This window comes from Emticicia agri (assembly GCF_004168285.1).
GTDB lineage: Bacteria > Bacteroidota > Bacteroidia > Cytophagales > Spirosomataceae > Emticicia > Emticicia agri.
The window spans coordinates 13221-28595 of record NZ_SEWF01000045.1; the positions used below are offsets into that span (position 1 = coordinate 13221).

The window sequence follows — 15375 nt, forward strand, 5'->3', positions numbered from 1 at the left end:
TGGACTACAGGTTTTTCATTGAACTTATCAAACATTATTTTCACCGAATGAAACGGCGGGCCGTTTCATTCGGTGACACTTAAGAGATTTTAGACAAGTTCATTGACAACAAATTAATGTCAAACAGTTTAGAAGTATCTTTCAGCAGGTTTTTGGGCGTAAAATGCGCAACGTTTTTAAATTCTTTAATAAAATGCGACTGGTCGTAATAATTGGTTTCGCAACTGAGGCGGGTCAGGCTTAATAGATTATTTTCTTTAAATTTCAGCAGAAAGCTGTTTAAACGACATATTTTGGCATACTCTTTAGGGGTTAGCCCTACTGAAAGTTTAAATTTACTTTCTAAGGTTTTATCCGAAACTCCTGATTTTTCCACAAGTGTGCTTATTTTTATGTCTCCGTTTCTTACCGTTATTTCTTGTATGGCCTTATTTATTAAATTACTGGCGGGTATATCTCTCAGGTTTTTACACAAAAAATCGGTAATGACTGCTATTTTTTCATGGATACATACCGCTTCTCTTACACGGTCTTCTATCAGGTAATCTTTATTGGCAAAAACCTGATTTACCGGCACCTGCATTTCGCTCAGTTCATGGGCAGGAATACGGCTAAAGGCCGAAAAACCCGTAGGTGTAAAACGAATACCTACCACATAATTGTTAGGAGATAGCTCTAAGACTATTACCTTTTTCATTTGTCCAATTACCACAGGCGTGGCTACCGAATCGTGTTTACCTCCTGTTTCCAGACTTTTTCTATGATAGGTAGTACCGAGGTTAAATATCAGCTCTATGGTTCCGTTCGGAAACCAGTATTTATGACAGTTACCCCTCGAATAACTTGTTCTATCGGCCCATATGCCTGACACATAAGGTTTTAAAACTGCTGGGATTGGAAATTCCTGGTAGCTCATCTTCAAATAACTTTTTCATAAAACAAGATGAATTTAGCAATTATACTCCAAGAAATCTCTGACAATGTGTTTTAAATTTTGTTAAATTGATTTGTTCACTTTCACTGTCTCGTCAGTGGCTTTCCTGATTTAATATCTGTCAGCATTTCTTCAAAATAGGCTTTTGTGTTTTCGTCTTTGGCTATGGCTTTACCTTTTTCAGCATACTTTATGGCTTCTGTTAGGTTGTTGTTAAAATAATAGCCTTTTGTCATACCCAGACAGGTATATATATCATCAGGGTGTTTTTCAAAATTTAGTCTGAAAACAGTTAAAGCCTCCTTGTCTTTTTTCATACGTAAAAGACTATTGCCATACGTATTGAGTTGCAGCATAGTAGCCATCGGAAATGCTTTTTTCAGCACAGAGTCTGCCTTGGTAGTTTGTCCGTTTTTTTCTAACAGCCCTGCATAAGTAGAAAGGGTAAGAAAATTGGCCTCACCAAAGTAAGTATTAATTGAGCTTTCAGCCCACGATAATCCCTCTTTTAGATTGATATTATTGACTAAACAAAAATTGGCGGCTGCATACATATTCTGCCAGTATCGGTAGAAATTACCATTATTAAATTCTCTTTTATAGGCTTCAAGCCGTTGTTTATTCAAATCCACTGATACTTTGAACGGGATTCTGGCATACTCCCATGCCAGTGTAATGGTAGCTTCCTGGTCGCTTTGGTTCGAAAACTCGTATTTCAGTCTTTCTACAGATTCTTTTTCATACCCTACCGCTACATCTACCCGTAAAGCATCATCTTTGGGTTCGTAATAAAAGCTACCCCAGGCATTATTATTTTTTGAGAAAATCAGAGTGGCTTTTTCTTTACCCATAGCTACAAAAAAACCGTATTTTCCTGCAGGTAAACTTTTGCCCTCAATAAATACTTCAGTGTCAAATTCAAAGGTAGTATTTTCGTTGGCACCTGCTCTCCATGGAGCGGCCTTCGAAGTACCATAGTCATAGTCTGCAAAACCATAAGGTACTACAGCACCCCAGATTTTATTTTCACGACCCTTTACTGCAGGTCGGTCATAATTAACAGACACTTTTGTTATGCCTATTATTTCAGAGACAGAGGCTTTTTTGTTACCTCCGGCTATGGGTTGCGTAATTGGCTGTGCAAAGCTATGGCAAGCACACAAAGTGCAGCCCAATAAAAGTAGTAGTTTTTTCATAGTATTAGATTTTTAGAACAAATGTAGATTTTGGGATAAGATTGACCCTATCAAAAGCTTTCCAAGTTTGTGCAAGTTCTTTCAAAACGCTATCCAGATATAACTTCTTCAGTTATTCTGACCTTTTTCAATTTTTAAACCTTAAAAAATTGAGGGAAATTCATTTGAATAAAAAGAGACCAGGACTGAGCAGTTTCTCAATGTCATGGTCTCTACAATTTACCAAATCTACTTTATTATCTTCATACACTTATATCAATTTCTCCTTCATGGCCTTTTCAATAGCTTCGGCTTTTGAGTGTACTTCCAGTTTCCAGTAAATATTCTTGATATGGGTTCTTACGGTTTCTTTATCAATAAACAACCCTTCGGCTATATTGCTGTAACTTTTTCCTCTTGAAAGCAACTCCAATACCTCTGTTTCTCTCGACGATAAAGGTGAATTATGATTTTTCTGAAACGAGGCCACTACCAGTCGGGCAATATTGGTACTCATGGGTGCTCCGCCACCCATAATCTCCCTGATAGCCTCAATTAATCGTTGAGACGGCATATTTTTAGTCAGGTACCCCCCTGCTCCGGCACATAAAGCTTTGAACACCAAATCATCGTTTTCATAGACTGTTACTACAATAATCTGTGCATGCGGATATATCTTTTTTGTGCGTTCTATGCCTTCTATGCCATTCATACCCGGCAGCTCAATATCCATCAATACCACATTAGGTTTATCGTTCTGCACGTTTTTCAGAAAATCCTCGCAGTTATTATAGGCGCTTACCACCTTAAATCCCTGATTTTCGTTCAAAAGCATCACAAATCCTTCCCGAATAATATTATCATCTTCTACCAGGCAGATTTTGATAAGGTTTGTATTTTGGTAGCTCATTTTTTTATTTTGTTGATGACCAGCTTCACTGTTGTTCCTTCGTTATTTTTTGAAATTATTTCTACCTCTGCCCCTATTTTCTCGGCACGGCTGCGGATATTCCCCAGTCCGTTGCCATTATTTGGTTTATTGGCCTGAATACCTATGCCATTATCCTGCCAGCATATCATCAGCTTTTTATTTTCTACCTTAAAGTTCAGTTTTACTTCGGTAGCATTGGCGTGTTTCAGGGTATTCATAATGGCTTCTTTAAAAAGCATCACCAGATGTCGGCTTGCACCCATTGGCAATTTGATGGCTTCAAAGTCTTCCGAAATCCCCTCGCAAACAAATCTTATATCTCGTTTATCTAAAATCTCATCACAAAAATCCTTGATTCTGATGGCAATCTCAAACATATTGTCATGTTCGGGATTAATCGCCCAGATAAAATCTTTCGTTCCCTGATACAATCGTCCGGCATTATCACCTATTTTAGATAGCAACACCAGTGCTTCTTCACTTTCCGATTTTTTCAGTTTATTCTTGATTAATTCGGTCAGGAGCGAAATACGGGTGAGCGAGTTACCAAACTCATCGTGCATATCCTGTGCCGCAATTTTTCTTACCCGTTCGTTTTCTTCCAGTTTCACCCGTTCAATCTCTAAAACCCGGTTTATGCGTACCCGGTAAAAAGTCATCACCATTGTACCCAGCACTACAAACGAAAGCAGATAAAACCACCAACGTTGCCAGAAAGGCGGCGCAATCGAAATTGGAATAGTCAGAATATCTTTTTCATTCCAGTAGCCCTGATTATTGGCGCTTTTTACTTTCAGTTTATACTCGCCTGCCCGCAGATTTGTAAAATTGATATAACGACGGGTACCGTAATAAATCCAGTCTTTATCAAAATTCTCTAACTTATAGGCTATTTGGTTTTTTTCAGGGTTTGTAAAATCGAGCGAAGCAAAACGGAAGGCAAAGAAATTTTCGTCATAATTCAGCTTTATCTTTCCGTCTTTCATCAACAGGCTATCTAAATTCTGTTCTTTTTCAAACTTCATGAAAGAGGTAATCACTGTTTTTGGCAAATGGCGGTTAGTGGTCATTTGCAACGGATGAAAACTCACAAAAACCCCTAAGCCACCAAAAAAAATCTCACCCGATTTAGTCTGAAAATAAGCCCCTGAATTAAACTCCCTGTTCGACAGGCCGTCGTCAGAAGAATAATTCTGAAATGTTTTAGTTTTGGGGTCAAAACAAGAGATTCCGTTGTTGGTACTCATCCATATTCGGCCTTTGGCATCAGCCAGTGTCGAATACACAAAGCTGTTGGGCAGCCCATCTTTTTCGGTATAGTGTACAAAACGCTCTTTGCCCTTCTCTACCACCAGTTTGCTCAATCCTTTCGGGCTTCCTACCCATATCTGGTTATTTTTATCAAACAATATCGATAGTATCAGGTCATTAATCAGGCTATTGGGCTGATTAGGGTCATTGGCATAGGTCTTGAATGTCTCTTTGGCCGGATTAAACTTTATCAGTCCATTATACGTCCCTATCCACAGATTCCCCTGGTTATCTTCTTTCAATGCGCCTACCGAGAGCATCACGCCCTCGGGTGTCTGGTCGTAGCGTTTCATTTTATTGCCTTCAATATGCAAGAGGTACCCTCCGGTTCCTATCCAGATTGAATGATTCCGGTCTTCTAAAAAGTGCATCACCGACGGTTCTCTGCCTTTTATTTTCGGAATCGGGAAATTATAAAACTTATCTGCCGCCCTATTGTACCTGAAAACCCCCTCGTTGCTGCCAACCCACAGGTTTTTACCCGAGTCTTCAAAAATAACCTGATGTGAGTTCATCCGGTTATTGGTGGTACTAAAAATATACTTTTTGTACCGGGATGTATGCGAATTTATCTTAAACAACCCTTCGTATGTACCCACCCATATATCGCCATAACTATCTTTACATATCCCGAAAACCGAAGTAGCCGCCATAGAGTTTTCTCTGGCAAGCACCTTGTCCCACTGCTTGAAACTGTTTTTTGAGTGGCTGAACAAATGCACGCCTGCCTCTCGGGTACCTATCCAGACAATATCCTCGTTGGCTTCTTTTCCTTCATAAATCGAGAAAATGGCACTACTTTTCAGCCCTTTTTTACTCAGGGCATCTTCTTCAATATGCTCAATCAGTTCAAGTGTATTTTCTCTTACCTGATACCTGAATACCCCTCTGGCAATAGTACCCACCCATATTGTCCCGAACCTGTCAACCATCAGTGCCGAGATAAAAACATCAGGCAGAATCAGTTGCTCCGAAAAATCCTGTAACTCGCCTGTTTTAACCTTTAACCTATATAGCTTTTCCTGCGCCGCTACCCAGATATTGTTCTGTTCGTCGCAGAATATCCGTTGAATCGGGAAGTTCAGTTTTTTGTAAAAATCCTGTGGTGCATTGTTGGCATGTAAAAACTCAACCTGTTGTTGTTCGGGCTGTTTATCCGGGTTTTTGATAGATACCTTGCTTAATCCTATTTTGGTTGTCAGCCATATTCCGCCATTTTTGTCTTTTATCACATAGCCTACTCCATAGCTCCCAAGGCTCTTCTGATTGGTGGAATCGTGCTTGTAATGAATCGCCTTATAAGATTTCCCTTTCGGTACCAGACGCCACAACCCGTTGTAGGTACTTACCCATAGCGTTTTCTGGTTGTCTTCTACAATACCCGTAACTACATAGGTATAGTCGGGCTTATTTTTACCAAAAAGGTCGGTATGCCTTTCAAAATCCTTCGAGATTTTATCAAAACTATTCAGTCCATGCTTGGTTCCTATCCATAGTTTTTCTCCCGAATCCTCATACAGAAAAGTTATATCGTCGTTCGAAAGTGTATTTTTTTCAAAAGGATTATTATAGAAATGCTTCATCTGAGAGCCATCGTAGCGGTTGAGCCCGTTTTGCGTACCAAACCACATATAACCCTCTTTATCTTGAAGAATTGTACGTACTTCACTTTGGCTTAATCCTTCTTTCAGACCAATCTGGTCTAAAGACGGTATAGCCACTAATCTGAAACTTATTAAAAATAAAATAAAAAACAATCTTGCTAACATACACCCGAATTGAACTGCTAATGTACGAATTTAATAACTATCTGAATCTCACCCAATTTGGGGGGATTTAAAATCGAGAATGGCGAATTAGCGAATGGTGAATATTTTGAGAAAATTGCTTAGTTAATTTTACCACCATCTCCAAAAATGAAATAGAGATATATAGTCGGGGGTCTATTCACCGACATCTCATGTATAGAATGTTAGCATAATTATTCACTAATTCGCTAATCGCTAATTCGCCATTGAAAATTCCCGACACCGTAATAAAAGCGGACGTTAAACTGTCCATTTTCGGACAAAAATAAATAATATATCCGCATAAAAAACTGACTATCAATCTATTAATTATTTGGCATAAGATTTTCGGATAGGTAATTAACCCCTCACTTAAATTTCTTCACTTATGTTTCGGAATTATATAAAAATCGCATGGAGAAGCCTCTTCAAAAATAAGTTATATAGCCTGCTAAATATTGCAGGGCTAACCTTTGGCTTGATTTGTTTTTTTATGATTGGCCTGTTTGTTTTCGACGAACTAACGTTTGATGAGCAACACAGCAAGGCAGACCGTATTTACCGACTTATCGAGCATAAAAGTGAGAAAGGAGAACAGACTGTGATTGCGGCTGGGGGTTACAAAATTGCTGAAGAATCAAAAAAAGTAATTGCCGGAGTAGAGAATGCTACACGCATGACCCGGACAGGAAGAGCAAATCTGATTAACCCTGAAAAACCTGACATCAATTTTCAGGAGGATGTAACGATTGTTGATGCAAATTTTCTGAAGATATTTGACTTCCCCCTTTTAGAGGGCGACAAAGAAACTGCCCTGATTGAGCCCAATTCTATTTTAATTACTGAAGAATTGGCACTAAGCAGATTCAAGACTACAAATGTATTAGGCAAAACGTTAAATTTTAGCCATATTAAAGCCCCCCTTAAAATCACCGGAGTTTTGAAAAATCATCAGAAAAACTCCACTTTTGCATTCAATAATGTAATATTAGAAGATAAGAAATTCGATGATAGCTTATTCCAAAACGATTGGCTTTCCAGTAGATATTCCATTTACCTTCTATTAAAACCTAAAACTAACTCTGAAACTATATCCGCCAATCTAAAAAATCTGGTACTTAAGAATTTCAAACCCGAACCCGGAACTACTTTTTCATTTGCCTTACAAAATCTGAAAGATGTACATCTAAAGTCAGAGGGAATTTATGACGGTGCCAGAAACACCAATGTAACAGCCATAGCACAGGGGAATCCGCTTTATGTGAAGATTTTCATTTATATTGCTCTTTTTGTCCTACTCATTGCAGGCATCAATTATATTAACTTATCTACCGCCAAGGCCTCAAACAGAAGCAAAGAGATTGGCGTGCGAAAATCATTAGGAGCCGAAAAAGGAAGTCTTGTTACACAGTTTTTGCTCGAAGCCTTCATCATCACCACCATTTCATTTGTTCTGGCGGTTTTGCTTTTGCAGATTATCCTACCATTTTTCAACCAATTTGCTAATAAAGAGCTTACGCTTGGGTTCAATACTGACTATAGAATCTGGCTTTTAGCTATCGGTTCATGTATTTTTACAAGTCTGTTTTCAGGATTTTATCCTGCATTCCTCCTATCCGGTTTCAAGCCACTAAATCTTTTAAAAGGTTTGAAAACAGGCAGTAATATGGCGACATCACTGCGGAAAGGTCTGGTATTTATGCAATTTGCCATTTCTACTATCATGATTATTTGCACGTTGGTGGTGTATCAACAAGTCAAATTCTTGAATAATACCAATTTAGGTTTCAGAAAAGACCAGATGGTGATAATAGATGTAAACTCGGGAGCTGCCCGTGAAAATATGATTAGTATAAAAGATGAAATGAAAAAAATAAGTGGAGTAAAAAATGTTTCTGCCACTTCGAGAGTACCCGGTGAATGGAAAACTTACCGAAGAGTAAAGGCCTATCCGGATATGCGTGTGGAGTCAGAAAAAGAATCTTTTTACTTTTCAGCAGATGAGAATTTCATGGAAACCTTCAATGTTAAATTATTAAGTGGCCGAAATTTTGAGCAGTTAGCTGACTCAGGGAATGTAATTCTCAATGAAACAGCAGCAAAGGCTTTAAATATCAAAGAAGCCAGTAATCAATTAATTACCATTCCGGCGATTGCAAGAGCTGAAACTTTTAACACGTTAGACAACCCTATCACCGTTCGGGTAGTTGGTATTGTGAAAGATTTTCATTTTCAGTCACTGAAAACTAAGATTGAACCTCTTGTATTAGGTTATATCCAGAATCCGATCCATGGTGTTGACTATTATACAGCAAGAATCGAAAGTATCAATATTCAAAGTACTTTAGATAAACTAAAAGCTGTGATGGTGAACAACGATAAAGACGACCCATTTGAATACCATTTTTTAGATGAGCAATTACGGCTATTCTATATTGAAGATGCCCGCCGACAACAAATCCTGATTTGGGCGGCACTATCTACTATTTTTATTGCTTGCTTAGGTCTTTTCGGTTTAGCCACTTATTCGGCCGAACAACGTGTGAAAGAAATAGGTATCAGAAAAGTGTTGGGGGCTTCTGTATTCAGTCTTACTACCCTACTCACCAAAGACTTCTTAAAATTAGTAGTTGCGTCTATTATTGTTGCCGCTCCTGTTGCATGGCGGGCTTCAGATATGTGGCTGAAGGAATATGCCTATCATATCAATATAGCCTGGTGGATGCCATTAACAGGCGGACTGGCCGCTATTCTGATAGCCGTCTTAACGGTTGGCTATAATACCATCAAAGCAGCCTTATTAAATCCGGTAAAATCACTTAAAAGTGAATAGTGAGGGGCAAAGAGCAGGGGGCGTGGAGCAGAGGACGTGGGGCAAAGGGTTAGTTATTGTGGATAAAACTTCGTTCTCCTGATTATATTTCATAAAATAAATGTTCTTAGAATTCCTGATTGTGGGAGAGACAGGGTAAACGTCTCTGTATTGTGTCGTTAGATGTAGAGTTATAGACAATCTAAACCATATAGATTCGTACAAAGTAGAGACAGGGCAATGTGTCGTTAGACATAGAGTTGAGACAAATTTAAGACATAAAGTAGAGACTACTTGCAGGCGTCTCCAAAGGTCTATATCGATGATAAAAATGATACGTCTATTTTTAAGATTTCCTGCTCAATTTAATTTATCGTCTAATTACAGGCCTGTGGAGACGCCTGCAAGTCGTCTCTACAAAAAAACAACCCAATCTTTAGGTCTTATCCTAATGTACCTATCTCTATGTCTAACGACACAATGCCCTGTCTCTACAAATCCATCTATTGGGAGAGTTTTTTAATTAATAGATTTCTAAAGCTAATAAGCATTTTCATCAAAAATACGAATCTTTTTGACTACTCTATACAACCATATCTCTACGGCTAAACACACAATGTGGGGAGGCCCAGTCTCTATCTCTACTTCGCATATATTTGGCAATACTTCTATGCTATTATTTTCAATTTTCGCACTAACTTGCTGGCATTATTGATAAAAGCCTTTTGAAGTGGAATCAAACGAGATAAAAATAGCAGTAGTCGGTTTAGGATATGTGGGTTTAGCTCTATCGGTTGAGTTCGGGCACAAATACCCAACTATCGGGTTTGATACCAATCAACAACGAATTACAGAACTGACTGATTTTTCTGACCATAATCAGGAAATTACACCCCAGCAAATTAAATCTGCCCGGCAATTACAATTCTCTTACCAGCCACAAGCTATTGCAGACTGTACTATTTACATTATTACAGTACCAACGCCTGTCGATAATTTCAAGAAACCCAATCTCACGCCTTTACTCACGGCTACGCAAATGGTAGCAGAAGTATTGAAAAAAAACGATATTGTTATTTATGAGTCAACGGTTTATCCGGGTTGTACCGAAGAAGACTGCGTGCCTGTATTAGAAAAATACAGCGGCCTGGTCTTTAATCAGAATTTCTTTTGCGGGTATTCTCCCGAAAGAATCAACCCCGGCGATAAAACCCGTACGCTTACCCAAATACAGAAAATTACCTCGGGTTCTACACCCGAAACAGCACAACAGATAGATGCCCTCTACCAAAGTATTATTGAAGCAGGCACTTATGTTGCCCCCTCTATAAAAGTAGCCGAAGCCGCCAAAGTAATAGAAAATACCCAACGGGATTTAAACATTTCGTTTGTGAACGAACTGGCGCTTATTTTTGATAAAATGGGCATAGACACCACCGAGGTATTACAGGCAGCAGCTACCAAATGGAATTTTATGCCTTTCAAGCCGGGGCTGGTAGGTGGCAATTGTATCAGCGTTGACCCCCACTATCTCTTGCATAAATCACAATCTTTGGGCTATCATCCGCAGGTAATTCTGTCAGGCAGAAGTGTGAACGAAAAAATGGGGGCTTTTGTAGCTTCAAAGCTTATCAAAACCATGTTGCAAAGAGGTATCACCATTAATGGCAGCGAGGTATTGGTAATGGGCATTACGTTTAAAGAAAACTGCCCCGATATACGCAACACGGGTGTAATTGATGTAATAAAAGAACTGAACGAATATGGGGTAAAAACAGCAGTATATGACCCCCGGGCCAATGCCGCAGAAGTACAACAGGAATATGACATCAGACTTCTGCAAAACCTTGAAGCCCGATACCACGGAATCATATTAGCCGTACCTCATCAGGAATTTCTTTCAATTGATTTTCAGGCTTTAAAAAAAGACCGTTTTTCAGTAATTTTTGATATTAAGGCAGTTTTAGACAAAAAAATAGCCGACATAAGATTATAATTGAATACTTTTTATTTCCTTTATAAATAATTTCATACTTACCGTATAACTCTATATTAAGTAATATTAAGTACCCGGAAGTCAAACCGATTATAAAAAAAATAAGATTCGTTTTTTACATTTGTTTATGGTTTTTAGCAATATTTTATTGATTGACGATGATGATGACGACCAGGAGATTTTCCTGATGGCGCTTCAGCAAATATCCTCTACTATTACATACAATTATTATAACAGTGCCCGGGAGGCGTTAGCACAATTAGCTGTAAGCAAACAGTTACCGGAAGTAATTTTTCTCGACCTGAATATGCCCTTAATGTCAGGACAGGAGTTTTTATTTCATATCAAACAAAACCAAGTGCTGGCACCTATCCCTGTAATCATTTTTTCTACTGCTTCAGATGACGCCACCAAAGTACTAACCAAAGACCTTGGGGCTTATGACTTTATAACCAAACCCAGCGATTTCAATGAATTAATTAATTTATTGAGGCCCTTAATCAGATAATACCCATGAGTCAGGCAAATCAACCATCTAATCATTTCCCCTTTTTAAACGGAGGCGGAGAAATGGGTGCTTTGATGCGCAATAAAGACTGGCAAAGTACACCTCTGGGTACACCTGACCAATGGCCTGTGCAGTTGAAACAAATGACTGCCACTATGCTTACTACACCTACACCTATGCTCATCTGCTGGGGGGTGAATTTTACGCAAATATACAATGATGCCTTCCGCCCTATTCTTGGTCTTCATCAACATCCACAGGCATTAGGCATAAGCGTAAATGATACCTATAAGGAGGTTTGGGAAACACTTGAACCACTGTTTACCGAGGTGATGAAAGGGAATCCTGTCAACTTTCAGGAATTCAAATTAACTATCAATCGTAACGGATACCCGGAAGACTTATATTTTGATTTCTCATATAGCCCAATCAAAGATGAGAATGGTCTGATTCAGGGAGTTTTAGTGATTTGCATTGAAACTACTGATAAAGTAAAATCGCTTCTGCTGACTTTAGAAAGTGAAGACCGTTTCCGGTCGATGGCTGAAGACAGCGGTATCTTGATTGTGCTGGGCAATACTGATAATACGGCCAGCTACTTTAACAAAGCCTGGAGTGAACTGACCGGAAAAACGCCGGATGAGTTGACCGGAAACAAGTGGTTTGATCTGGTGCACCCCGAGGATAAAGAAAAAATTATCCGGGTTTCAACAGAAGCCTTTGCCATCAGAAAACCCTTTGAGTTTGAATACCGGATTATGGGCAAAGATGGCAGATACCATTTGCTGTTTTCGCAGAATACCCCAAGATTTACCCATGAAGGCACTTTTGAAGGTTATATAGGCTCCTGCACTGAAATAACGGAACGGGCCGAAAACCAGCAGGCCTTAGAGCGTGCCTTTGAGCAAATCAGGTTATCGAAAGAAGCGGCCCAATTAGGCACTTTCGACCTTGACCTTGAAGCCGGAACAATGGAATGGGACGAACGCTGCCGCATTCTTTTCGGTATCAGCCATAAAGGGCCGGTAACTTACGAAAAAGATTTTGTAACAGGGTTGCACCCCGAAGACCGTGAGCGAATACTGCATGTAATCAGTGAGTCATTTACCAAATCAATCAGTAATGGCGATTATGATGTTGAATACCGGACTGTTGGGTTTGAAGATGGCGTGATACGATGGGTAAGAGCCAAAGGCAAAGTATTTTTTAATGAGAATGATACCCCTGTCCGTTTTATCGGGTCTGTCTTAGATATTACCGAACAAAAAAATGCTACCAACAAACTTGAAGAAAGCGAAGCCCGTTTCCGGGCACTGGTAGAGGAAGCTCCTATTGCAACCGCACTTTTTGTAGGGAGAGAGCAGATAATTGAAGTGGCCAACGAAAAAATGCTTGGTCTGTGGGGCAAAGGGCGATCAGTATTTGGTAAACCACTCGCAGAAGCCATACCCGAGTTGGAAGGACAACCCTTTCTGGATATTCTGGATACTATTTTTACTACGGGCGTAACCTACACTGCCAATGGTATGCGTGCCGACCTGAGAGTAAATGGTGTACTGAATACCTATTATTTCGATTTTACTTACAAGCCGCTCTTCAATGCTCAGGGTGAGGTGTACGGTATTATAGATATGGCAGTAGATGTAACCGAACAAATACTGGCTCAACAACGTATTGAGCAAACCCAGAAAGAATTGCTTTCTTCGTTTGAACAGTCTCCGGTTGCCATTGCTATTATCAGTGAAGATGACCTGACTTTCAGAAATGTTAATTCGGCCTATGCGGCCTTGGTTGACCGAAAACCCGAAGATTTAACCAACAAACCCCTACTGGAGGCGCTACCCGAATTAACCGGACAGGGTTTTGATGATTTGTTACGCAGAGTTATTACAACAGGTGTACCTTTTATTGCTAACGCTGTAAAAGTGGACTTAATCAAGTATGGCAAACCCGAATCTGTGTATGTTGATTTTACCTATCAGCCACGCTACGAAGGAAGCAATAAGATAGTAGGGGTAATGGTAGTAGCCGTTGATGTAACAGAGCAGGTAACAACACGCCAAAAAATTGAAGAAAACGAAAATAAATTAAAGAGTATTATCTCGTCGGCCCCTGCCGGAATAGGTCTTTATGTAGGTCCCGATTTTATTATAGAAAACCCTAACCAGACTTTTATAGACCTGATGGGCAAAGGACCTGACATTTTGGGCAAGCCTTTGAGAGAAGTAATGCCTGAATTAATCACAGAGAATCAGCCGTTTTTACAGATTCTCGAAGAGGTTTTCAGCACAGGTAAAGAATACCATTCTGCGAGTTCATTAGCAAAAATATTCAGAAACGGAGTATTAACTAATGGCTATTATAATATTACCTATACCCCTGTATTTAATGCCGCCGGAGAAGTATATGCCATACTGGAAATAGCCGTTGAGGTTACAGAGCAGATTAAAGCCCAGCAGGCATTAGAAGAAGCCGAAGCCGAATTGCGCAGAGCCATTGAACTGGCAGGGCTTGTTACCTGGAAATTAGATATTAAAAACAACACTTATAAATATTCACCACGTTTTATGGAATGGCTTGGGTTCAGCGAAGATACGCAAGACCTGATAGCCGCCTATAATCCTTTACCGGGCGAATACCGGGATTCTGTGCCTGCACTTATCGCCCAAACCATAGCTCCGGGCAGTTCTGGTTTTTATGACAATGAACATCCGGTTGTGAACCATAAAACCGGACAGGTGCGTTTAATTCATGCACAGGGTCAGGTTATTTACGATGCCACAGGTGCTCCGGCTTTTCTGAGTGGTACAGCACAGGATATTACCCTGCAACGAGAAATGCAACTGGCCTTAGAAGCTGAGGTAAAACAACGTACCAAAGACCTGGATATAGCCATCGAAAAATTACAGATAACGGTTGAAGAACTGGCAGAATCTAATACAAAACTGGTACATTCAAACGCCGAACTGGCGCAGTTTGCCTATATTGCTTCACACGATTTACAGGAACCACTACGCAAAATCAGCACTTTTTCGCAATTATTAGAAAAGAGTTTAGGTATCAATTCATCTGATGAATCAAAGAATTTCCTGACTAAAATCAGAAATTCATCTGCCAATATGACGGCCCTCATCAGAGATGTGCTGATGTACTCGCAGTTAGTCAAAGAAAATATAACTTACCAACAAGTAAACCTGAATCAGATTTTTGAAAATATCTTTTCTGATTATGAATTGTTAATTGCCCAAAAAGAAGCGGTAATCAACTACCATGAATTGCCTGTTATTGAAGCCATTCCGCTACAAATGAGCCAGTTATTTGCCAATTTATTGAGTAACTCACTTAAATTTGTACGCAAAGAAGTAAAACCCGTCATCAGTATCAATGCCCGAATACTGACTGAAACGGAAGCCCTGACTTTTGATGTATCGGCTAATAATACTTACTATCTTATTCAGTTTGTCGATAATGGCATTGGGATTCCACCGGAGTACATCGAAAAAGTATTTCATATCTTTCAGCGGCTTCACCGCAAATCAGAATATGAGGGAACAGGTATCGGGTTAGCTATCTGCAAAAAAATAGCCCAGAATCACCACGGAGACATTACCATTGAAAGCAATGCCGAGGGCGGAGCTACCTTTAATGTGGTTTTACCTGTGAAGCAGGTGGTGTAGTAAAAAGGAATGAAGAGATTATCTTAAAAAAAATCACACAAAATAGTATTTGGCGAGGCTTTGACCCGTGCGACGTCCGCCCACACCCCAACCCCTCTCTCCACTATTGGGGAGAGGGGCTTTCGTTCCCTCCCCATTGTTGGAAAGGGTTAGGGTGGGGTTGTTTCCAAACGGTGCGCCATAGTGATATTATTTGGCGTGTAAGACTTCTGAGACATCTCACACAATACTCCGCAAACTCCTC

Annotated in this window: 8 protein-coding genes; 4 read left to right on the top strand and 4 right to left on the bottom strand. The window is 39.7% G+C overall.

Translation table 11 applies throughout. From position 1 onward, the window contains the following. Positions 1–79: 79 nt before the first annotated feature. The 4 genes from EWM59_RS22060 to EWM59_RS22075 form a co-directional block, all read right to left on the bottom strand. Positions 80–916 carry a helix-turn-helix domain-containing protein gene (locus tag EWM59_RS22060; RefSeq protein ID WP_130023423.1) on the bottom strand — a complete coding sequence of 279 codons (837 nt, stop codon included), beginning with the start codon at positions 914–916 and terminating at the stop codon, positions 80–82. A gap of 101 nt (positions 917–1017) precedes the next feature. Next, positions 1018–2130 (bottom strand): DUF2911 domain-containing protein, encoded by a 1113-nt coding sequence (locus EWM59_RS22065; protein WP_130023424.1) that lies wholly within the window; start codon positions 2128–2130, stop codon positions 1018–1020. 250 nt (positions 2131–2380) lie between these two features. Beyond that, positions 2381–3019, bottom strand: coding sequence for a response regulator transcription factor (locus EWM59_RS22070; RefSeq protein WP_130023425.1), 639 nt, complete (start codon positions 3017–3019; stop codon positions 2381–2383). Beyond that, a complete protein-coding gene (locus tag EWM59_RS22075; RefSeq protein WP_165372267.1) occupies positions 3016–6072 on the bottom strand; it encodes a ligand-binding sensor domain-containing protein in 3057 nt (1018 codons plus the stop codon). Before EWM59_RS22075 ends, EWM59_RS22070 begins: the two co-directional genes overlap by 4 nt. Positions 6073–6526: 454 nt before the next feature. Between EWM59_RS22075 and EWM59_RS22080 the strand changes: the two genes are divergently transcribed. The 4 genes from EWM59_RS22080 (at position 6527) to EWM59_RS22095 (ending at position 15131) form a co-directional block, all read left to right on the top strand. Next, positions 6527–8971: an ABC transporter permease gene (locus tag EWM59_RS22080; protein ID WP_130023427.1), complete on the top strand. Its 2445-nt coding sequence runs from the start codon at positions 6527–6529 to the stop codon at positions 8969–8971. Positions 8972–9680: 709 nt separating this feature from the next. Further along, the gene (locus EWM59_RS22085) at positions 9681–10946 is read left to right on the top strand and encodes a nucleotide sugar dehydrogenase (RefSeq protein WP_130023428.1); all 1266 of its coding nucleotides are present in this window, start codon (positions 9681–9683) and stop codon (positions 10944–10946) included. A 127-nt stretch (positions 10947–11073) separates the two neighbouring features. Beyond that, complete coding sequence (locus EWM59_RS22090; RefSeq protein ID WP_130023429.1) at positions 11074–11454, top strand: response regulator; 381 nt, start codon at positions 11074–11076, stop codon at positions 11452–11454. Positions 11455–11459: 5 nt separating this feature from the next. Then, positions 11460–15131 (top strand): PAS domain-containing sensor histidine kinase, encoded by a 3672-nt coding sequence (locus EWM59_RS22095; protein ID WP_130023430.1) that lies wholly within the window; start codon positions 11460–11462, stop codon positions 15129–15131. The last annotated feature ends 244 nt before the right edge of the window (positions 15132–15375 follow it).

Bases quoted from the DNA above. Each gene is read 5' to 3' on its own strand.
- EWM59_RS22080 (WP_130023427.1), top strand. From the start codon at position 6,527: ATGTTTCGGAATTATATAAAAATCGCATGGAGAAGCCTCTTCAAAAAT.
- EWM59_RS22070 (WP_130023425.1), bottom strand. From the start codon at position 3,019: ATGAGCTACCAAAATACAAACCTTATCAAAATCTGCCTGGTAGAAGAT.
- EWM59_RS22065 (WP_130023424.1), bottom strand. From the start codon at position 2,130: ATGAAAAAACTACTACTTTTATTGGGCTGCACTTTGTGTGCTTGCCAT.
- EWM59_RS22090 (WP_130023429.1), top strand. From the start codon at position 11,074: ATGGTTTTTAGCAATATTTTATTGATTGACGATGATGATGACGACCAG.
- EWM59_RS22095 (WP_130023430.1), top strand. From the start codon at position 11,460: ATGAGTCAGGCAAATCAACCATCTAATCATTTCCCCTTTTTAAACGGA.
- EWM59_RS22060 (WP_130023423.1), bottom strand. From the start codon at position 916: ATGAGCTACCAGGAATTTCCAATCCCAGCAGTTTTAAAACCTTATGTG.